The following is a 20152-nucleotide window of genomic DNA, read 5'->3' as shown; positions in this document are numbered from 1 at the left end:
CCGGTTTCCAAAGGACGACGGTTGATCAAATTCCTTTTCGTGGTGCTTCTGCTCGTGCTGCTGTTCGGCGGCGGCGCCAAGATGATCGTCGCGGGCGGCGCGAAATCGCTCAACATGGCCGATCGGCTGCTCGGGCAGGGCGATGGCGCGCGGCTTCTGCTCGCCGATCAACCCTATGGCCGCGGACCGCGCCAGTCGCTCGACATCTGGGTCCCCGAAAATGCCAAGGCGGACGACCAACTGCCCGTTGTCGTCTTTTTCTATGGCGGCGGCTGGGACAGCGGCGAGCGCGATAGTTATGGCTTTGCCGGACGTGCGCTCGCGCGGCAGGGCTTTGTCGTGGTGATCCCCGACTATCGCCTGGTGCCCAAGGCGCATTGGCCCGATTTCATCGAGGACAGCGCCGCAGCGGTCGCGTGGACGCATGAACATATCGGCAAGCTGGGCGGCGATCCTGACCGGATCGCGCTGATGGGCCATTCGGCGGGCGCGTATAATGCTGCGATGATCGCGCTCGACCCGCAGTGGCTGCGCGCGGCGAAGAGCGATCCGTCGATCGTCCGCGGCGTCGCGGGGCTCGCCGGGCCCTATGACTTCTTGCCGCTCGAAAAGGGCGGGCGAGGGGACAGGGCGATGGGCAAGGTCAGGCCGATCGAAAAGACGCAGCCGATCAATTTCGCGCGCGGCGATGCGCCGCCGCTCTGGCTCGCAACCGGCGACGAGGATGACACGGTGCGTCCACGCAACAGCCAGAATCTCGCCGCGGCGATCGAGAAGGTGGGCGGTGCGGTGACGCTCCGCATCTATCCGGGCATGGGGCATACCGGCATCGTGATGGCGCTCGCCGCGCCATTCCAGAACAAGGGGCCGGTGCTCGAAGAAGCGACCGATTTCCTGCGCGGCGTTACGGCGCGGCGCATCGCGCCGGCCGCCGAGGCCACACAATGAGCGGGCCGATTCCGGCGATCGTGCTGGCCGGCAGCCGGCCCGGTCCCGATCCATTGCTGACCGGTAGCGGGGTGTCGACCAAGGCGCTGCTGCCGATCGCGGGGCAGGCGATGCTCCTCCATGTCGTGCGGGCGCTCCGCGCTTCGCCCCAGGTCGGTGCGATCACGATTCTCGCGCAGAACAGTGCCGACCTTGCGGCGGAACCGGGGCTGGCTGGCCTCACCGACCTGCATTTCGTGGATTCCGGGCAGGGGATCAGCACTTCGCTTGCCGCCGCGTTACCGCCGGGTGACGATCCTTTGCTCGTTACCACCGCCGACAATGTGCTGCTCACCCCGACGATGATTGCCGAATTTGTGGGTGGGGCCGAGGACAGCGACGTCGCGGTCGCGATGGTCGAGCGAGAGGTGCTGTTCGCGCGTTATCCGCAGTCGAAGCGGACCTGGCTGAAATTCCGCGGTGGTTGGTGGTCGGGGGCGAACATGTTCCGCTTGCGCGGGCGCCGCGTATTGCCCTTGCTCGATTTCTGGGGCCGCATCGAACGCGATCGCAAGAAAGGGCTGAAGATTGTCGCCGCCTTCGGACCGTGGCTGCTGATCGGGGCGCTGTTCCGTCTCTTCACGATCCAGCAGGGCGTCGCACGCGCGGGCCTGCGTTTCGGGCTCAAAGCGAAGGTCGTTCCGATGTCCGAGCCCGAGGCCTGCATCGACGCCGACAAGCCCGCCGACATCGACCTCATCGAAGCGATATTTGCTGCGCGGCGGCAAGGCGCTATAGGGCAGCCCCTATGAGCATCGACAAAGCCATCATCCTGTCGGCCGGGCAGGGCTCGCGCCTGCTGCCGCTGACCCGCGACATCCCCAAATGCCTGATCGAATTCAACGGCCGCAGCCTCATCAGCTGGCAGGTCGCGGCGCTCGTTGCGAACGGCATCAAGGACATCGTCGTCGTCACCGGTTTTCGCACCGAACGCGTCGAGGATCATGCGCTGCAGCTCTACCGCGACACCGGCGCGCGCATCCGTACCCTGTTCAACCCCTTCTTTCAGGTCGCCGACAATCTCGGCACCTGCTGGATCGCGCGCGAGGAGATGGACCGCGATTTCATCATCCTCAACGGCGACACCATCATTTCGGACGAGATCGTCGCAAAGCTGATCGCAGGCGCGAACGAGCCAATCAACGTCACGGTCGACGTCAAGACCGACTATGACGACGACGACATGAAGGTGAACCGCGACGCCGAGGGTCGCCTGCACCATATCGGCAAGCGGCTGCTACCCCCCGACACCAATGCCGAGTCGATCGGGATGCTGGCGTTCGTCGGCGACGGCCCGTCGATCTTCCGCAACCAGGTCGACCAGATGATGCGCACCCCCGACGGCGTCGAGCGCTGGTATCTGCGCGCGATCGACATCATTGCGAAGGGCAACCGCGTCGGCACAGTGTCGATCGAGGGGCTCGAATGGCAGGAAGTCGACTTCCCGCAGGACGTCGAAGCAGCCGATGCGCTTACCGCCAAATGGGCCGCAGAAGGCCGCTACGCGAAATAGGGTTTGAGCCAGCCGACAAGCGCGGCTGTCTGTGCCTCATCCAGCTTCACCGCCTGCCCGAGTTCGGGCTGCGCCGGCCAGCCGGCGTCGGCGACCGTCAGCCCCGCGCCCGAGCGTTCGCCATCGTAGCGCGGCAGGACGTGGAAATGGACGTGCGGGTCGACCATCATCAGCATCAGATAATTGATCTTCGCACAGCCGACGGCTTCGCCGAGCCCGGCCTCGATTGCGGCTGTTGCGATCTTGAGCTCGGCATGCGCTTCGGCCGGCAGGTCGCCGAATGCCGTCGCGTCCGATTTCGCTGCGAGCACCAGCGCGCCGAGCGTTGGCTGCGCGGGGCGCAGCAGCACCACCCAATGATCATATTCGGCGATCAGCGTCGCGGGGTGGCCGAATTTGTCGATGGTCTCGTTCATGCTTCTTCCATCCAGCTGACGATCGGAGGGCCCGAGCGCTTCACGGCATAGGCCTGCACCAGCCGCACCGCATGGACGACGAGCGATATGACCGTCCACCAGGCGACCGCGATCAGGCCGATGTCGGGGCGCCCCGCGAGCGTCGCAAAGAACAGGATCGCGAAATTCGGGTTGCGGCGTGCCGTAACGAGGCGGAAATCGCTGTCGAACTTCTGCCAGACATGGATGTCCATGCCGAAGTCCTTGATGAACAGCCCCTCGATCACGCGCTGGAGGACGTAGCCCGCCACGACCGCGATCATCACCAGCAGGAAGGTCTGGTTCGACAGCGCGAGACCCCAGGCACCCAGCCCGACGCCCCAGAAATACCACCAGAAGGGCGGGTGGACCAAATCGACGCCATGGTCGGCGACATTGCCCCATTTCGACGAGGTGATCGTGCAGCGCGCGAGCTTTCCGTCGACGGTATCGAGCACCATGAAGATGAAGCCCGCGAGCATCCCCTCCCAATATTGGCCGTAGGCAAAGAGGTAGGTCGCGTAGACACAGAGTGTCGCGCCGATCGCGGTGACCAAGTTCGGTGTCATGCCGATGCTCGCGGCACCGCGCGTCAGCCACAGCGCGAGTTCGGGCCACAGATATTTGGTCAGCGCATCGGTGACGCCCTTATAGGCGCCGAAATAGCTCTTCCGTTCGATCTCGCGCCGCGTTTCCGGGGTCAGTCGCTGAATGAACGGGCAGTCGAGCTTGCGCAGCTGGCGGTTATAAATTTGCGGATTGTCGCGATAATCGATGATCGTGAGCCCGCCGCGGTGCTGCGCAATATCCGCAGGGGTCATGCCCCCGGTCAGATGTGCCATCACCAACGCGTCGCCGTCCATCACTACCGTACCGGGCAGCGTCACGATATGGCGCAGCCATACCGGGTCGAACACATAGTCGAGATTGACGTAAAGCTGAGCGGTGGAAGAGGCTTCGGGCAACCCCTCCGCGCGCGCCAGCCGCCGCAGCCGTTCGGCATTGGTCATGCCCCACAGCAATGTCGAATTTTCGCCGATCGGCGTCAGGGCGGGTAGGGACTTCGCGTCGGTCATGCCTCGCTCTTATCCTGCCCCGCGTCCATTGCAAGGAAGCCGAGGATGGCGTCGGCGCCGCGCCGCGCTGCGCCCGCCGGGTTACCGCCGATCGATTCCGCCAGTCTTTCGCTCTGGGCGGCGGCATATAGCGGATGTCGGGCCGGAGCCTGCTCCAGTGCATCGGGCAGGTCTGCGAGATCGTTCACCACATCGCCCAGCGTCCAGAACAGATAGTCGGGATCGCCCTGCCAGTCGACGCCATGAGCGTTGAGGAACAGGCACGGGCGTGGTGTCGCGAGAAACTCGTAAACCTGACTGCTCACATCGCCAAGATAGATGTCGGCACCGCTCGTATAGCTCATGTCGAACAGGCGGTCGGACGCGAGATCGATCAATATCTTGCCGGGTACCGCGAGTTCCGCCACCGCCGCGCGCTCGGCATCGCTTGCCTCGGCGAACAGGCGAACATGCGGCGCGACGACCAGATTATAGCGGTCCTGCCCGGCGAACCAGTCGATGATATCGCGTCCGAACCGATCCCACGACGACAGATCGCGTTTGAAATGGGGGGCGTAAAGGACTGTCGGCCGGCCGTTCGCGAACAGCGACGCGCGCGCCGCCTGAAGCCGGGGCATCAGGTCGAGCTTCACATAGCCGTTGACGGCATAACGCCCTTGCCGGATCGTCCCGGCATCGAGCAGGCGCTGCTCGCTCTTCTCGCCTGCGACGAGCACGAAATCGAAATGCCGGTCGCGTGGGTCGAGCATGATCGCGCGGTCGCCCGCGCCGTGCGGCGTAAAGATCAATCGCGTCCGCCGCGGCAGGAAATGGCGGATCGCTGTGGTCGTCCGTTCGGGCACGACGATCGCGTCGAACTGACGCAGATAGGGCAGCGCGTCGATCAGGATCGGCAGGCGTGGATTGCGGAACAGCCCCTTGTCGCGAAGCCAGCGGGCGAAACCCTTTTGCCCAAGCAGCGTGATGCGGGGCGCAAATCCCGGATAGGCTTGTACGACCTGTTCGGCCACGCGCAGATGGTCCGCGCTCGCGACCGCGACTTCGACCTTTTGCCCTGTTGCCGCCATCTCGGCGGCAATGGGTAGCGCGTGGAACACATGGTGCGGTTCACCGACAAACAGGAACAGGATACGCATCAACCGGCCTCGACCACGGCGGCATCCTCGAAATCGGCGGCGCGCCAGCCATGTTTTGCCGCCAGCCGGACATATTTATCGCCGCGCCCGACCAGCCAGGCCTCGCTGGCGAGCGCGAAGGTCGGCGCGTCGCTGATATGGTCCGAATAGGCGCGGATATGTGTGGCCTCGTCCTTTGCGTTGGCAGCGAGCCATTCGCTCACGCGCCGCGCCTTCTCGGCGCCATAGCAGTTCGGCCCGTCGAGCAGGGGGATCCAGTTGCCCATGCCATCGCGGAGGTGGCGCGAAGCGACAATGGCATCGAAGCCCAGCGCATCGGCGATTGCCCCCGCATAAAATTCCGGCGCGGCGGTCGCCATCAACAGCCGGTATCCTTCCGCCCGGTCGCGCGCGATGCAGGCGGCAGCGCCCGGCGGAACGTCATGCGGCACACGCCATGCGGCAAAGGCGGCCGCAAGATTTTCGGCGCGTGCGGGCGCGATCCGCGCGCCCAGCATCAGGCGAATCGCGGTGGGTTTGAAGCGGTCGCGCCCGTAAAGTCGTAGGGCGTAGCCGATCATCAGCGCTGCGAGAGCGGGGAGCAATAACAGACGCCAGGGCGCCTCGCGCCATGCCGCCCACAGCAGGAACAGCGTGAAGGTCGGGGTGCGCAGCACGGTGCGGTCGAGATCATAGATCGCGATACGGATGGGGTGCGGATCGGTCATATGTTTTCGTGTTCGAACAGCCGGAGTTTGCGGCCGGTTTTGCCCAGCGACAGGCGATCGGCGAGCGGCAGGGCAAAGCGGAGCGACAGCCAGATGGAAGTCACCGCGGTCAAGAGGAGCAGCGGCAAGGAAAGCCAGTCGGGCAGAAGGTCGACGAGCACCGCTATCGTTCCCGCGACAAGCGTGATTGCGACGCCGCGCAGCGCGACCGCTGGAAACTGCGCGTCGAAAGGGTGCAGCTTTTCGACGAGCGCGAGCTGGAGCGTCGGGATGGCGGCCATGACGACGAGCCCGATCGCGGTTGCCAGCGTCACGCCGGTCAGTGGGTCGAGATGGCCGACGATCAGCCACCCCGAACCGATCGCGACTGCGACGCCGAAGATGCTGGCGGTGAGCTGCTGGCGGAACGCCGCGACGACCTGAAGCACCGGCGCCGAAATGCCGAGCACCGCTTCGGCCGCCCGCGCGAATAGCAGGATGACCAGCGCCGCCTGTGCCGCCTGTGCGCCATGTCCGAACAAACCGAGCAGCGAGGCGCTACCCGCGGCAAGAACGGCTGCCAGCGGAAGCGCGATCGCCGAAATGAGTCGGGTCGCATAGGCGTAGATGTCGGCGACCTGCCGTCGGTCTTCGCGTTCGGCGCTCGCGGCGAGCGGCGCCATGACATAAGTAAAGGCAATGCGCACCAGCTGGACGACGCTCGACAGCTTGCGCGCGATCGTGAACAGGCCTGCAGCCGCTGCGCCCGCCGCGCCGGGAAGCAGCATGTTCAGGATCAGCGCCGGGGCATCGCCGAACAGCCGTGTGATGATGTTCGACGGCAGGATCGAAAGTCCGGCCCAGAAGGTGTTGCGCGTCGTCTCGGTGACCCACGGGCCGCGCCACAGGTCGGCGAAACTATAGTGACGCGCGAGCAGGCGGACGCTGAGCCCAGCGGTGATCGCGAGCGAACAAAGATGCGCGATGAACAGGCCCTTGAGGCCAAGTCCGCCGACGAAAAATAGCCCTGCAAACACCAGCCGCATCATCTGTTCCCAGACGATCCGCAGTCGGATTTCGGCGCCGAACACCATGCGCGCGCGCAGCGCCGAGGTCGCGATCTCGACAAAGGCCCATAGCGGAAGTGCCCAGACGAAGATGCGGATCGCGGGGGTGACGAGTTCGCGGTCCCGCTCCGCCACGTTGAGCAGCGGCCCGAGGTCGGCGGCAAAGAACGCGACCAGTGCCGCGACGATTATACATGGTCCGACGCCGAAGATCATCGCGGTACGCAGCGCCGCCGCCGCCTCGGCCTTGCTCGCCGATTGCGGCACTGTGCGTTGCATTGCACTCGTCATGCCGAGGTCGAAGATATTCTCGAGCAGGTTCACCGCGGCCCACAGCACGGCATAGAGGCCGTAGCCGGCGAGGCCGAACATGAGCACATAGAGCGGCTGCGCGACGATCTCGACCACTGCGCCGAGGCGGGCCAGCACGGTCGTGCCGAGCCCGCGCGCGACGCTGCGGCTGGTAACGGCGGGTTGGGCGACGTCTTCGCTCATCGTTGCCGCACCTAGCGGCTCGTCCGCCGCGCCGCCAGCGGCTTTCGCGCTTTGGGCTCTTCACCCTCTTGTCGACTCTGCCATTCGGGGCTAGGCAGCGCGCAATTGCATAGGAACCTAGCGATATGGCCCAATTCGTCCTGCCCAAGAACAGCCGCCCGCAAAAGACGGGCAAGGTCCACAAGGCCGAAGGCGCGACCGCCGTCAAGAAATTCAAGGTCTATCGCTACGATCCCGACAAGGGACAAAACCCGCATTTCGACACGTTCGAGATCGACACCGAAAAATGCGGCCCGATGGTGCTCGACGCGCTCATCAAGATGAAGAGCGAGCAGGATTCGACGCTGACCTTCCGCCGTTCGTGCCGCGAGGGCATTTGCGGCAGCTGTTCGATGAACATGAACGGCAAGAACGGCCTCGCCTGCACGACCGCGATCGAGGATCTGAAGGGCGATATCACGATCACCCCGCTGCCCTCGATGGATGTGATCAAGGATCTCGTTCCCGACTTCACCCATTTCTATGCGCAATATGCGTCGATCGAACCTTGGCTGAAGACCAAGACGACGACGCCGAGCGGCAAAGAGCGGCTCCAGTCGCCGGCCGAGCGCGAGAAGCTCGACGGCCTCTATGAGTGCATCCTGTGCGCCTGCTGCTCGACGAGCTGCCCCAGCTATTGGTGGAACAGCGACAAATTCCTCGGTCCGGCGATCCTGCTTCAGGCGTATCGCTGGCTGGCCGACAGCCGCGACGAGATGACCGGCGAACGGCTCGACGAGCTTGAAGACCCATTCCGCCTCTATCGCTGCCACACGATCATGAATTGCGCCAACGCGTGCCCCAAGGGGCTGAGCCCCGCGCGCGCGATTGCCGAGATCAAGAAGCTGGAAGCCGAGCGGCACGTCTGATGCGGAGCTGGCTGCCGGCGCTGCTCGCGCTGGGGCTTGCGGGGCATCCGCCCGCCGTTTTCGCGCAGGAAAAAGCTGTCGTTTCGATGGACGGCGATAGCTGGTTGGTTCCAGGTCGCTTTCCTGCTGGTCAGTCGCCTGACGGCAACAGCATCATCCTTAAAGGGCCCGAGGGGCTTGTTCTGGTCGATACTGGGCGTCACGTTGGGCATGTCGGCCTGATTTCTGGAGCGGTCTTCGGATTGGGGGCCGGGTGGCCCGTCGCAATCGTCAACACGCATTGGCACCTGGATCATGTCAGTGGCAATTCGATGCTCAAGCACAGTTGGCCGCAGATCAAGGTTTACGGCACCTCGGCAATCGATGGGGCGCTGACAGGTTTTCTCGCAAATAGCGCGGCAAATTCGCGCAAAGCGCTCGAGGCAGGTGAAATTCCCGAGACAGCCGTCGCAGACGTCAAGCGCGACCTAGCGACTATCGCGCGCGGGAAGGATTTGCGGCCCGACGTCGTTGTCGATGAACCACTCGATGTTCGACTGGCAGGTCGGCCGCTATCGCTGCGTATCGCGCGTCACGCCGTCACCGAACGCGACCTCTGGATTTACGACTCGGCTGCGAAGCGCGCGATCGTTGGCGACCTCGTCACGGTGCCGGTGCCTTTCCTCGACACCGCCTGCCCCGAGGGGTGGTTGAAGGCGCTCGACGACGTGGCGGCCTCGGGCGCCGAACAGATCGTTCCCGGGCATGGGCCGATCATGGCAATCGCCGATTTCGACCGCTGGCGCGCTGCGTTTGGCGATTTTATCGCTTGCGCAAGCGGGACGGGCGCGCTTGAGACCTGTTCGGCCGGGTGGCTCGCGGGCGCCGCAAGATGGATCGGCGCCGATACCGAGCGGGCAAAGGCGATGGCCGACTATTATGGCGAGCTCGTGCGCTCGAAGAAACTGGACGGATATTGCAAGGTATGAACGACGGAATCGAGGAGCCGAAGCGCCGCGAATATTTCAGCGCCGAGGAACTAGACGGCGGATGGATCAGCTGGGATCTCAAGGATCCGACGCGCTTCAACAGCTTTATCGAACCGCTCATGGTGCGCGTGGAGCCGTCGACCGCCGACGGCCGTCCGTGCGCGCGGGTGCGGATGCTTCCCGAACGCAAGCACAGCAATCTCGGCGATAATGTCCATGGCGCCGTGACCCTCGCGCTCGTCGACATCGCGCTGTTCGCCGCGTCGCACCAGTTCGGCTCGCTCAATGCCGGCCATTCGGTCACGCTCGACCTCTCGACGCAATTTGTCGGTGCGGGCCGCGTCGGCGAGCCGCTCGACGCCGTGGTTGAGCTGGTGCGAGAGACTGGTCGACTGATCTTCCTGCGCGGGCTTGTCGTGCAGGGCGAGGGGGATGGCCATATCGTGCTGAGTTTTGCCGGGACGATCCGCAAGGCGAGCCAGAAGTGACCACCGTCCTTGCAGCCTATGACGCGCTTGTCGCGGCGGGCGAGCTGCGACCCGACCCCGAGCAGCGCGCCGGTGCCGAGCGGCTGAACCGGCTGCAGGCCGAACTCGAAGCCGTGCCGAGGCGCGGCAGCCTGCTCTGGCGCATTACGGGGCGCAAGCCGGAGGCACTGCGCGGCGTCTATCTGTGGGGCGCGGTCGGGCGCGGCAAGTCGATGCTGATGGACCTTTTCTACGACCAGCTTGCCATCGAGCGGAAGCGTCGTGTCCATTTTTACGCCTTCATGCTCGACGTACATGCGCGGATGCGCGACGTGCGCAAAAGCGAGAGCGGCGATCCGATTCCGCTCGTCGCCGATGCGCTCGCCGAAAATACGCGCTGCCTGGCCTTCGACGAAATGGTCGTGAACAACAGCGCCGATGCGATGATCCTCTCGCGCCTGTTCACCGCGCTGATCGACCGCGGGGTCACAATGGTCGCGACGTCGAACCGCCCGCCGAAGGATCTCTACAAGGACGGGCTCAACCGCGAGCATTTCCTCCCCTTCATCGCGCTTGTCGAGGAGCGGCTCGACGTGATGAGCCTCAACGGCCCGACCGACTATCGCCGCGACCGTCTAGGTGACGGCGCGCGCTGGTTTGTCCCCGCCGATGATGTTGCGAGCGCGGCGCTGTCGTCCGCCTTCTTCCGCCTCACCGACTATCCGCCCGAGGACCGCGCCAATGTGCCGTCGCTGGAACTCGATGTCGGCGGCGGGCGGACGTTGCATGTGCCCAAGGCGCTGAAAGGCGTCGCAGTCTTTTCGTTCAAGAAACTGTGCGGGCAGGCGCGCGGTGCCGCCGACTATCTGGCAGTCGCGCGGCATTTTCACGCGGTGATCCTCGTCGGCATTCCGCGCATGGGGCCCGAGAACCGCAACGAGGCGGCGCGCTTTGTCACGCTGATCGACGCGCTTTACGAATATAAGGTCAAGCTGCTCGCGAGCGCGGCGGCGATGCCCGACCAGCTTTACATTGCGGGGGATGGCGCGTTCGAATTCGAACGCACGGCAAGTCGCCTCGCCGAAATGCAGTCGGACGATTATCTGGCGCTAGGCCACGGCCAGGAAGACGCCGCCTAATATCTTGCCCCAGCGCGACGAGTTGACCGTCACGGCGACGAGGTCGCGGACATAGCGCACCTCGTGCGCGAGATATCCATAGCCTTGCTCGACCGTCCGGCGGAGCGTGCGCAGCGGCTTCGGCGCGGCGATCCCGATCCGTGCCGGCCGCTCGGGCGGACCGGGCAATGTCGCAAAGCCGCCGCTGCCGATCCGTGCGTCGTCCGCGACCGCGCGGCACAAAGCCTCCATCCGCGCGATCGCAAGCCCGTTGGGAACCTCGCGGTCGCGGCTCAACAGTTCGAAACTGTGGCTGAACGCCGAAAACTGGATGGCGCCGCTCGCCGCGCTATGGCTCAGCGCATCGCGCATTTCCTCTTCGGACATCGCGCATAGCTGCGCCGGGCGAAAGCGGTTCGTGCGGTCCATCAGCCCGCTGACCGGCACCTCGCAAACACCGTGGTGGATACGCATGCCGAGGTTGCCGGGGTCGAGCGAGATGTCGCAGCCATGTCCCTGATACGCGCCGTTGAAACTGCTGTCGAAGCGGAAGCCCAGGGCGGCGAGGGCGCGGAGCGTATCGTCGTTCGCGCCGAAATTGCCGGCGCGAAAGGCCGTGGGCTTCGGCGCGCCGGCGCCCATCAATATGTCGCGGGCGAGCGCGATCAGCTTCTTCTGCGCCGCGAGCGGGAAATCGCCGATATTGCGGCCGGTCAGTCGTCCGACCGGATTGAAGCGCGCAAAGGCGAGCCATTCGGTGTGGATATGGACCTGCACCTCATGCCCGCGTTCGACCACGGGCCGGACGATCGCGTCGATGACTTCGGGGCCATAGACGAGCGCGGGCATGGGGTCGATGAAGAAGACCCCGGTCAGTCCGTGGCTTTCGAGCATATCCATCTGGAAGTGGATGCCAAAATCGCCGTCGCGGCAGCGGCCGAGGATCGAGCTTTCGAAATTGGCGCGCGCGTCGGCGCCGCGCTGATAGAGTCCGGCGGACAATTCGGTGTCGAAGCTGATAATTGCCCGGGTCACGCCTCGCGCCTAACAGTGCTGCGATAAGGGAGAGTTAACCGGCGCCCGCGGGATGTCCCGCTGTCGCGCCAAGCTTTCTTCAGGCTAGCATAGGGCGCGTGGGTGAGACAACCCGGCGAAAGATCCATCTTTTGCTGCGGGACAATATGGTGTCAGCATCGCCGGAGCATCATATCCTTGTCTCACTTTACCGTCATTCCATGCGGGCAGGGCGCCTTAAAAGTCACCTTATCATTATTGCGAACTATTAGCAAAGAAAGGCCGTTTTTCGTCCTTTTCGCTGTTGTTTCCTTAAGGGAATCGGCGTAGGGGCGACGCCAGTCTTGGGACCGGAGCGGAGCTTTAGCCCGTGCTCCCGCCGGTCCGTGAACCAATTGCCGGGCTTGCCACGAAGGAGTGCCGCGCACCATGGGACGCAAGAAGATCGCATTGATCGGAGCCGGGAATATCGGCGGAACGCTGGCGCTGCTCGCCGCGCAAAAGGAACTGGGCGACGTCGTCCTGTTCGACGTCGTCGAAGGCGTGCCGCAGGGCAAGGCACTCGACCTGTCGCAGGTCGGCCCGATCGCAGGCTTCGATGCGAAGATCACCGGGACCAACGACTATGCTGACATTGCTGGCGCCGACGTCATCATCGTCACCGCCGGCGTCGCCCGCAAGCCGGGCATGAGCCGCGACGATTTGCTCGGCATCAATTTGAAGGTCATGAAGGCCGTCGGCGAAGGCATCAAGGCCAACGCCCCCGACGCTTTCGTCATCTGCATCACCAACCCGCTCGACGCGATGGTGTGGGCGCTGCGCGAATTCTCAGGGCTCCCGCACAACAAGGTCGTCGGCATGGCCGGCGTGCTCGACTCGGCGCGCTTCAGCCACTTCATCGCCGACGAATTCGACGTCTCGGTGAAGGATGTGAACACCTTCGTGCTCGGCGGCCATGGCGACACGATGGTTCCCGTCGTCCGTTACTCGACCGTCAACGGCATCCCCGTTCCCGACCTCGTCAAGATGGGCCTGTCGTCGCAGGACAAGATCGACGCGATCGTCAAGCGCACCCGCGGCGGCGGCGGCGAAATCGTCGCGCTGCTCGGTACCGGCTCGGCCTTCTATGCGCCCGCAGCCTCGGGCATCGCGATGGCCGAAGCCTATCTTGGTGACCAGAAGCGCATCCTGCCTTCGGCGGCCTTTGTCGACGGTCAGTACGGCCTCGATGGCCTCTATGTCGGCGTTCCCGTCGTGATCGGCGCCGGCGGCGTCGAGAAGATCGTCGAAATCGAACTCGACGATGCCGACAAGGCAGGCCTCCAGGTCTCGGTCGATGCGGTCAAGGAACTGCTCGACGCATGCAAATCGCTGGACCCCAGCCTCGCCTGATCCCTTTTGGCTGCGCCCGGCGTCTCGCCGGGCCGGCCGGCTCTCCCCAGGAGAATAATATATGTCCATCCTCATCGACAAGAATACCAAGGTCATCACGCAAGGGATGACCGGTGCGACCGGCACCTTCCACACCGAACAGGCGCTGGCTTATGGCACGCAAATGGTCGGCGGCGTGACGCCGGGCAAGGGCGGCACGACGCACATCGGCCTGCCGAACTTCAACACCGTTGAAGAAGCCAAGGCCGCGACCCGCGCGACCGCGAGCTGCATCTACGTTCCGCCGCCGTTCGCTGCCGACTCGATCCTCGAGGCGATCGACGCCGAGATGGAGCTGATCGTCTGCATCACCGAGGGCATTCCGGTGCTCGACATGGTCAAGGTGAAGCGCGCCCTCAGCGGCTCGAAATCGCGCCTGATCGGCCCGAACTGCCCCGGCGTGCTGACGCCGGGCGAATGCAAGATCGGGATCATGCCCGGCAGCATTTTCTCGAAGGGCAGCGTCGGCGTCGTTTCGCGCTCGGGCACGCTCACCTATGAAGCCGTGTTCCAGACCACGAACGTCGGCCTCGGTCAGACGACCGCTGTCGGCATCGGCGGCGACCCGGTCAACGGCACCAACTTCATCGACGTGCTCGAACTCTTCCTCGCCGACGAAGCGACCAAGTCGATCATCATGATCGGCGAAATCGGCGGCGACGCCGAGGAGCAGGCTGCACAGTTCCTGATCGACGAAGCGAAGCGCGGCCGCAAGAAGCCGATGGCCGGCTTCATCGCGGGCCGCACCGCGCCTCCGGGCCGCCGCATGGGCCATGCCGGTGCGATCGTGTCGGGTGGCAAGGGCGACGCCGAAAGCAAGATCGCGGCGATGGAAGCTGCTGGCATCAAGGTGTCGGCAAGCCCGTCGGAACTCGGCTCGACGCTCGCCGAAGTGCTCAAGGAACGCGTCTGATTGGACGGCCCGCCGGCACCCTTTGCTGGCGGGCCTCCGCTCCCCATATAAAACCCATTCTTACCTCCCCGTGGAAAAGCAGATGAACCTCGAACGACAAAGCTTCGACATCGACGAGCCGCAGGCCGGCCCGAGCTGGGCGCCGAAGAACTGGCCCCGGATCGACAGCGACGACCTGACCGCCGCGCTCGACCCGCAGCAGATGCAGGTTGCGGTGAAGGCGGCCGCCGCCAAGGCGGGCGCCCCGCTGTCGAACGCCGAAGTCGAGCGCGCCGCGGACGATTCGATCCGCGCGATGATGCTGATCCGCACCTATCGCGTGCGCGGCCACCTCGCGGCCAACCTCGATCCGCTCGGGCTCAGCACGCGCGAGCTGCCCGCCGATCTGACGCCTGAATTTCACGGCTTCGTCGGCGCCGATCAGGATCGTCCCGTGTTCATCGGTGGCACACTGGGTCTCGAAAAGGCGACCATTCGCGAGATCGTGGCGATCCTGCGCGCGAACTACTGCGGCAATGTCGGCCTTGAATATATGCACATCGCCGACATTGAGGAGCGCCAGTTCCTGCAGGAACGCATGGAAGGCGCCGACAAGATCATCGAATTTTCGGTCGAGGGCAAACGCGCCATCCTGAACAAGGTGATCCAGGCCGAGGAGTGGGAAAAATTCCTCGCGCGCAAATATGTCGGAACCAAGCGTTTCGGCCTCGACGGCGGCGAGAGCATGATCCCCGCGATGGAAGCCATCATCAAATATGGCGGCCAATATGGCGTGCGTGAAATCGTCTATGGCATGGCGCATCGCGGGCGTCTCAATATGCTCGCGAACGTCATGGCGAAGCCGTACAAGGTGATCTTCCACGAATTCGCCGGCGGCTCGGCAAACCCCGACGACGTCGGCGGTTCGGGCGACGTCAAATATCACCTCGGCACCTCGACCGACCGCGAGTTCGGCGGCGCGTCGGTGCATATGTCTCTCGTTCCCAACCCGTCGCACCTTGAGGCGGCCGACCCGGTCGTGCTCGGCAAGGTGCGCGCGCAGCAGGTTGTGCGCGACGATCTTGGCAAGCATGAGCAAGTCCTGCCCGTGCTGATCCACGGCGACGCGGCGTTCGCGGGGCAGGGGATCGTCTGGGAATGCCTCGGCTTCTCGGGCATCCGCGGCTATAACACCGGCGGCTGCATCCATTTCATCGTCAACAACCAGATCGGCTTCACGACCAGCCCGCAGTTCGCGCGCTCGTCGCCTTATCCGTCGGACGTTGCGAAGGGCGTGATGGCGCCGATCCTGCACGTCAACGGCGACGATCCCGAAGCCGTCACCTTCGCATGCAAGCTCGCGATCGATTTCCGTCAGCAGTTCAAGCGCGATGTTGTGATCGATATGTGGTGCTATCGCCGCTTCGGCCACAACGAGGGCGACGAGCCTTCGTTCACGCAGCCGCTGATGTATGGTGTCATTCGCCAGCACCCGCCGGTGTCGCAGCTGTGCGCCGCGAAGCTCGAAGCCGAAGGCGTGATTGACGCAGGCTGGGCCGACGCTCACCGCGCCGAGTTCGTTGCACGTCTCGAAAGCGACTTCGAAGCGGCCAAAAGCTACAAGCCGAACAAGGCCGATTGGTTCGCGGGCCGCTGGTCGGGGCTTCATGCCCCCGCCGACCCCGAAAATGCGCGTCGCAACATCTCGACCGGGGTTTCGGACAAATTGTTCGATTCGATCGGTCGCACGCTGACGACGATCCCCGATAACGTCGAAGTCCATAAGACGCTCCGCCGCGTGATCGACGCGCGCGGCGCGATGTTCGCCGACAAGAGCGACGGCGAAGTGTTCGACTGGGCGACCGCCGAGAGCCTCGCGTTCGGCACCTTGCTCAGCGAAGGCTATCAGGTGCGTCTGTCGGGCCAGGATTCGGGGCGCGGTACCTTCAGCCAGCGTCACGCGGTCTGGGTCGACCAGAAGACCGAGGATAAATATGTCCCGCTGACGACCGTGCCGCACGGCCGGTTCGAAGTGCTCGACAGCCCGCTCTCCGAATATGGCGTGCTCGGCTTCGAATATGGCTATGCGATGGCTGATCCGAAGAGCCTCGTGCTCTGGGAAGCGCAGTTCGGCGACTTCGCCAACGGCGCGCAGATCATGATCGACCAGTTCATCGCGTCGGGCGAGGCCAAGTGGCTGCGCGCCAACGGCCTCGTGATGCTGCTGCCGCACGGTTATGAAGGGCAGGGGCCCGAACATAGCTCGGCGCGCCTCGAGCGCTTCCTTCAGCTTTGTGCCGGCGACAATATCCAGGTGTGCAATATTTCGACCCCGTCGAACTATTTCCACGTCCTGCGCCGCCAGATGCTGCGTCCGTTCCGCAAGCCGCTGATCATTATGACCCCGAAGTCGCTGCTCCGGCACAAGCTGGCGGTGTCGCAGCGCTCGGACTTCATCGGTGATGCGCATTTCCGCCGCCTGATGTCGGATCGCACGCCGCCCGCCGACAAGGACGTCAAGCGCGTCGTCCTCTGTTCGGGCAAGGTCGGATACGATCTGATGGAGGCACGCGATGCTGCGGGCCTCGCCGACACCACGATCGTTCGCGTCGAGCAGATCTATCCCTTCCCGGGTGATCCGCTCAGCGTCCGCCTGAAACGCATGCCGAACCTCGAAGAGGTGGTCTGGGCGCAGGAAGAGCCGCGCAACAACGGCGCGTGGTTCTTCGTCAACGAACTGATCGAGGAAGCGCTCACCAATGCCGGCCACAAAGGCATGCGTCCGCGCTACGCCGGCCGCGCCGCTGCGGCCTCGCCCGCAACGGGCCTGATGAGCCGCCACCAGACCGAACAATCGGCGCTCGTCGCCGATGCGCTCGGCCTTTCGGTTCGCGCCGAAATCCGCCGTACCAAGAACAAAGCCTGAGCCCCAAGGAACTGCACCGATGAGCACCGAAGTCAAAGTCCCCACGCTGGGCGAAAGCGTCACCGAAGCGACGATCGGCGAATGGCTGAAAAAGCCGGGTGAAGCCGTCGCGCTCGACGAGCCTATCGCGAGCCTCGAAACCGACAAGGTCGCGGTCGAAGTCCCGTCGCCCGTTGCGGGCGTGATGGGCCAGCAGCTCGCCGCGGTCGGCGATACGGTCAATGTCGGCGCAGCGATTGCAACGATCGAAGCCGGCGGTGCCGCCGCCGCGCCGGCTCCCGCAGCGGCCGCGCCTGCACCTGCCAAGGCCGAAGCCGCCGCACCGGCGCCTGCCGCGACCGCAGCCCCGGCCGGCGAAAGCGTCGACACGGTTACCACCATGTCGCCCGCCGTCCGCCGCCTCGTGCTCGAGCATGGCGTCGACCCCACGAAGATCCAGGGCAGCGGCAAGGACGGCCGTCTGACCAAGGAAGATGTGCTCGCCGCCGCCAACAATGCACCGGCTGCCGCGCCCGCTCCGGTCGCCGCATCCGCCCCGGCCGCCAGCGGCGCGCCCGGCCGTCAGGAAGAGCGCGTCAAGATGACGCGTATGCGCCAGACGATCGCGAAGCGCCTGAAGGCCGCGCAGGACACGGCGGCGATGCTGACGACGTTCAACGATGTCGACATGTCGGCGGTGATGGCGACGCGCGACAAATATCGCGACAGCTTCGAAAAGAAGCATGGCGTGCGCCTCGGCTTCATGAGCTTCTTCACCAAGGCGGTCGCGCTCGCCGCGCATGACATCCCGGCGGTGAACGCGCGCATCGACGGCGACGAGATCGTCTATCACAATTATCTCGACGTCTCGGTTGCGGTCAGCGCGCCGAACGGCCTCGTCGTGCCCGTGGTGCGCAACGCCGACAGCATGTCGTTCGCCGACATCGAAAAGGCGATCGCAGATCTCGGCAAGCGCGCCAAGGAAGGCACGCTGACCATGGACGACATGACCGGCGGTACCTTCACCATCTCGAACGGCGGCGTGTTCGGCGGCCTGATGTCGACCCCGATCATCAACCCGCCGCAGTCGGCGGTGCTCGGCCTCCATCGCATCGAGGATCGCCCGGTCGTGCGGAACGGCGAGATCGTGATCCGGCCGATGATGTATATCGCGATGAGCTATGACCATCGCCTGATCGACGGCCGCGAAGCGGTAACGTTCCTCAAGACGATCAAGGAAGCGATCGAGGATCCGACCCGCCTGCTGATCGATCTTTGATCCGATGACGGCCTCTTCTCCCCGTGCAATTCTGGCCTTCGCCGTCGCTGCCGCCCTTGCGGGTTGCAGCGAGGGCGAGAGCCGCATGCAGAAGGGTTTCGAGGACGGTCTCAAAACCAGTTTCGTCGAAAGCTTCGGCGAATCGTGCCGCACGGCGGCCGAGGGTAGCGGAGCGCCGGCAGACGTTGCCGCCAAGGTGTGCAAATGTACGGCCGACGAATTGATCAAGAAATATAGCGCATCGGAACTGATCGGCCTGTCGCCCGAAATGGCGACCCCGGTTATGAAATCATGCGCCGCGAAATCCGGGCTGCCGATTTGAGCGGAGTCGCTCTCCGGCGCCGAGGCAGAAAATTGAGGTAGATTGAACATGGCTGATTACGACTACGACGTCCTTGTCATCGGTTCGGGCCCCGGCGGCTATGTCGCGGCGATCCGCGCGGCGCAGCTCGGCCTCAAGACCGCGTGCGCCGAAGGGCGCGAGACGCTCGGCGGCACCTGTCTCAACGTCGGCTGTATCCCGTCGAAGGCGATGCTCCACGCTTCGGAATATTTCGACGCAGCCGCCAATGGTTCGATGGCGAAGATGGGCATCAAGGTGAAGCCTGAACTCGATCTGCCGACGATGCACGGCCAGCGCATCGACGCGGTGAAGGGCCTGACCGGCGGCATCGAATATCTGTTCAAGAAGAACAAGGTCGACTGGCTCAAGGGCTATGCGCAGTTCACCTCGAAGGACAGCGTCGAGGTTGCCGGAAAGACCTATCGCGCCAAGAATATCATCATCGCCACCGGATCGTCGGTGACTCCGCTTCCGGGCGTCGCGGTCGATAACGACAAGCAGATCATCGTCGATTCGACCGGCGCGCTCGAACTCGCGAAGGTGCCGGGCCATATGGTCGTCATCGGCGGCGGCGTGATCGGGCTCGAACTCGGCAGCGTGTGGCGCCGCCTCGGCGCAAAGGTCACCGTCGTCGAGTTCCTCGATCAGATCCTGCCGGGCATGGACGGCGACGTTCGTAAGGAAGCGAACAAGATCCTCAAGAAGCAGGGCATGGAATTCAAGCTCAAGACCAAGGTTACCAAGGCCGAGGTCAAGGGCAAGAAGGCCGTGCTGACGCTCGAGCCCGCCGCCGGCGGCGAGGCCGAAACGCTCGAAGCCGATGTCGTGCTCGTCTCGATCGGGCGCCGTCCGAACACCGACGGCCTCGGGCTCGACAAGGCGGGCCTCGCGGTCAACCAGCGCGGCCAGATCGAAACCGACCATGATTTCTCGACGCAGGTTCCCGGCATCTGGGCGATCGGCGACGTCATTCCCGGTCCGATGCTCGCGCACAAGGCCGAGGACGAAGGCATCGCCTGCGCAGAGAATATCGCGGGTCTCACCGGTATCGTGAACCACGACGTCATCCCGTCGGTCGTCTACACTTGGCCCGAAATCGCCGGCGTCGGCCTGACCGAAGAGCAGGCGAAGGAAAAGGGCGAGGTCAAGGTCGGCAAATTCCCGATGCTCGGGAACAGCCGCGCCAAGACCAACCACGAGCCCGATGGTTTTGTGAAAGTGATCGCCGATGCCAAGAGCGACCGCGTCCTCGGCGTCTGGTGCATCGCCAGCGTTGCGGGCACGATGATTGCGCAGGCAGCGCAGGCGATGGAATTCGGCGCGACGTCCGAAGATATCGCTTACACCTGCCACGCACATCCGACGCACAGCGAAGCGATCAAGGAAGCCGCGATGGCGGTGACGGGCAAGCCGATCCACATCTGACGACGTCA

General features: G+C 64.4%; 19 protein-coding genes. 13 read left to right on the top strand and 6 right to left on the bottom strand.

The features are described from left to right. The first annotated feature begins 21 nt into the window (after nucleotides 1–21). Genes BLW56_RS17255 through BLW56_RS17245 form a run of 3 tightly spaced genes read left to right on the top strand, consistent with a single transcriptional unit; the run spans nucleotide 22 to nucleotide 2500 of the window. A complete protein-coding gene (locus BLW56_RS17255; RefSeq protein WP_256203605.1) occupies nucleotides 22–948 on the top strand; it encodes an alpha/beta hydrolase in 927 nt (308 codons plus the stop codon). Further along, entirely contained in the window at nucleotides 945–1739 is a 795-nt protein-coding gene (locus tag BLW56_RS17250) for a nucleotidyltransferase family protein (protein ID WP_093512007.1), read from the top strand. The genes BLW56_RS17255 and BLW56_RS17250 overlap by 4 nt, the downstream gene beginning before the upstream one ends. Then, a complete protein-coding gene (locus BLW56_RS17245) occupies nucleotides 1736–2500 on the top strand; it encodes a phosphocholine cytidylyltransferase family protein (protein ID WP_093512005.1) in 765 nt (254 codons plus the stop codon). Before BLW56_RS17250 ends, BLW56_RS17245 begins: the two co-directional genes overlap by 4 nt. On the opposite strand, the gene BLW56_RS17240 is transcribed toward BLW56_RS17245, so the two are convergent. Genes BLW56_RS17240 through BLW56_RS17220 form a run of 5 tightly spaced genes read right to left on the bottom strand, consistent with a single transcriptional unit; the run spans nucleotide 2488 to nucleotide 7394 of the window. After that, nucleotides 2488–2916, bottom strand: coding sequence for an HIT family protein (locus BLW56_RS17240; protein ID WP_093512003.1), 429 nt, complete (start codon nucleotides 2914–2916; stop codon nucleotides 2488–2490). The genes BLW56_RS17245 and BLW56_RS17240 overlap by 13 nt on opposite strands. Beyond that, a complete protein-coding gene (locus BLW56_RS17235; RefSeq protein ID WP_093512001.1) occupies nucleotides 2913–4010 on the bottom strand; it encodes a CDP-alcohol phosphatidyltransferase family protein in 1098 nt (365 codons plus the stop codon). The genes BLW56_RS17240 and BLW56_RS17235 overlap by 4 nt, the downstream gene beginning before the upstream one ends. Beyond that, a complete protein-coding gene (locus BLW56_RS17230) occupies nucleotides 4007–5146 on the bottom strand; it encodes a hypothetical protein (RefSeq protein WP_093511999.1) in 1140 nt (379 codons plus the stop codon). Before BLW56_RS17230 ends, BLW56_RS17235 begins: the two co-directional genes overlap by 4 nt. Then, nucleotides 5146–5853: an HAD-IB family phosphatase gene (locus BLW56_RS17225; RefSeq protein ID WP_093511998.1), complete on the bottom strand. Its 708-nt coding sequence runs from the start codon at nucleotides 5851–5853 to the stop codon at nucleotides 5146–5148. Before BLW56_RS17225 ends, BLW56_RS17230 begins: the two co-directional genes overlap by 1 nt. Then, a complete protein-coding gene (locus BLW56_RS17220; RefSeq protein WP_093511996.1) occupies nucleotides 5850–7394 on the bottom strand; it encodes a lipopolysaccharide biosynthesis protein in 1545 nt (514 codons plus the stop codon). Before BLW56_RS17220 ends, BLW56_RS17225 begins: the two co-directional genes overlap by 4 nt. Before the next feature lie 125 nt (nucleotides 7395–7519). Between BLW56_RS17220 and BLW56_RS17215 the strand changes: the two genes are divergently transcribed. Genes BLW56_RS17215 through zapE form a run of 4 tightly spaced genes read left to right on the top strand, consistent with a single transcriptional unit; the run spans nucleotide 7520 to nucleotide 10876 of the window. Then, nucleotides 7520–8302 carry a succinate dehydrogenase iron-sulfur subunit gene (locus tag BLW56_RS17215; protein WP_093511994.1) on the top strand — a complete coding sequence of 261 codons (783 nt, stop codon included), beginning with the start codon at nucleotides 7520–7522 and terminating at the stop codon, nucleotides 8300–8302. Beyond that, nucleotides 8302–9270 carry an MBL fold metallo-hydrolase gene (locus BLW56_RS17210; protein WP_093511992.1) on the top strand — a complete coding sequence of 323 codons (969 nt, stop codon included), beginning with the start codon at nucleotides 8302–8304 and terminating at the stop codon, nucleotides 9268–9270. Before BLW56_RS17215 ends, BLW56_RS17210 begins: the two co-directional genes overlap by 1 nt. Further along, nucleotides 9267–9758 (top strand): PaaI family thioesterase, encoded by a 492-nt coding sequence (locus BLW56_RS17205; protein WP_177176006.1) that lies wholly within the window; start codon nucleotides 9267–9269, stop codon nucleotides 9756–9758. The genes BLW56_RS17210 and BLW56_RS17205 overlap by 4 nt, the downstream gene beginning before the upstream one ends. Further along, nucleotides 9755–10876 carry a cell division protein ZapE gene (gene zapE / locus BLW56_RS17200; RefSeq protein ID WP_093511990.1) on the top strand — a complete coding sequence of 374 codons (1122 nt, stop codon included), beginning with the start codon at nucleotides 9755–9757 and terminating at the stop codon, nucleotides 10874–10876. Before BLW56_RS17205 ends, zapE begins: the two co-directional genes overlap by 4 nt. On the opposite strand, the gene BLW56_RS17195 is transcribed toward zapE, so the two are convergent. Then, nucleotides 10847–11890, bottom strand: a complete 1044-nt coding sequence (locus BLW56_RS17195) for a polysaccharide deacetylase family protein (RefSeq protein WP_093511988.1) — start codon at nucleotides 11888–11890, stop codon at nucleotides 10847–10849. The two genes, zapE and BLW56_RS17195, sit on opposite strands and share 30 nt — an antisense overlap. Nucleotides 11891–12298: 408 nt before the next feature. On the opposite strand from BLW56_RS17195, the gene mdh reads away from it, so the two are divergent. From mdh to lpdA, 6 genes are all read left to right on the top strand, one after another. Beyond that, nucleotides 12299–13261: a malate dehydrogenase gene (gene mdh, locus BLW56_RS17190; protein ID WP_093511986.1), complete on the top strand. Its 963-nt coding sequence runs from the start codon at nucleotides 12299–12301 to the stop codon at nucleotides 13259–13261. A gap of 61 nt (nucleotides 13262–13322) precedes the next feature. After that, a complete protein-coding gene (gene sucD, locus BLW56_RS17185) occupies nucleotides 13323–14213 on the top strand; it encodes a succinate--CoA ligase subunit alpha (protein WP_093511984.1) in 891 nt (296 codons plus the stop codon). 82 nt (nucleotides 14214–14295) lie between these two features. Then, nucleotides 14296–17118 (top strand): 2-oxoglutarate dehydrogenase E1 component, encoded by a 2823-nt coding sequence (locus BLW56_RS17180; RefSeq protein WP_093512110.1) that lies wholly within the window; start codon nucleotides 14296–14298, stop codon nucleotides 17116–17118. A gap of 19 nt (nucleotides 17119–17137) precedes the next feature. Beyond that, nucleotides 17138–18376, top strand: coding sequence for a 2-oxoglutarate dehydrogenase complex dihydrolipoyllysine-residue succinyltransferase (gene odhB, locus BLW56_RS17175; protein WP_093511982.1), 1239 nt, complete (start codon nucleotides 17138–17140; stop codon nucleotides 18374–18376). Nucleotides 18377–18461: 85 nt separating this feature from the next. Then, the gene (locus BLW56_RS17170) at nucleotides 18462–18698 is read left to right on the top strand and encodes a hypothetical protein (RefSeq protein ID WP_093511981.1); all 237 of its coding nucleotides are present in this window, start codon (nucleotides 18462–18464) and stop codon (nucleotides 18696–18698) included. Between the two features lie 48 nt (nucleotides 18699–18746). Next, complete coding sequence (lpdA, locus tag BLW56_RS17165) at nucleotides 18747–20144, top strand: dihydrolipoyl dehydrogenase (protein WP_093511979.1); 1398 nt, start codon at nucleotides 18747–18749, stop codon at nucleotides 20142–20144. Nucleotides 20145–20152 lie beyond the last annotated feature (8 nt).

The organism is Sphingopyxis sp. YR583 (genome assembly GCF_900108295.1).
Taxonomy (GTDB): Bacteria; Pseudomonadota; Alphaproteobacteria; order Sphingomonadales; family Sphingomonadaceae; genus Sphingopyxis.
The sequence above is the reverse complement of the archived record's forward strand: the minus strand, read 5'-3'. Positions and strand labels throughout refer to the sequence as shown.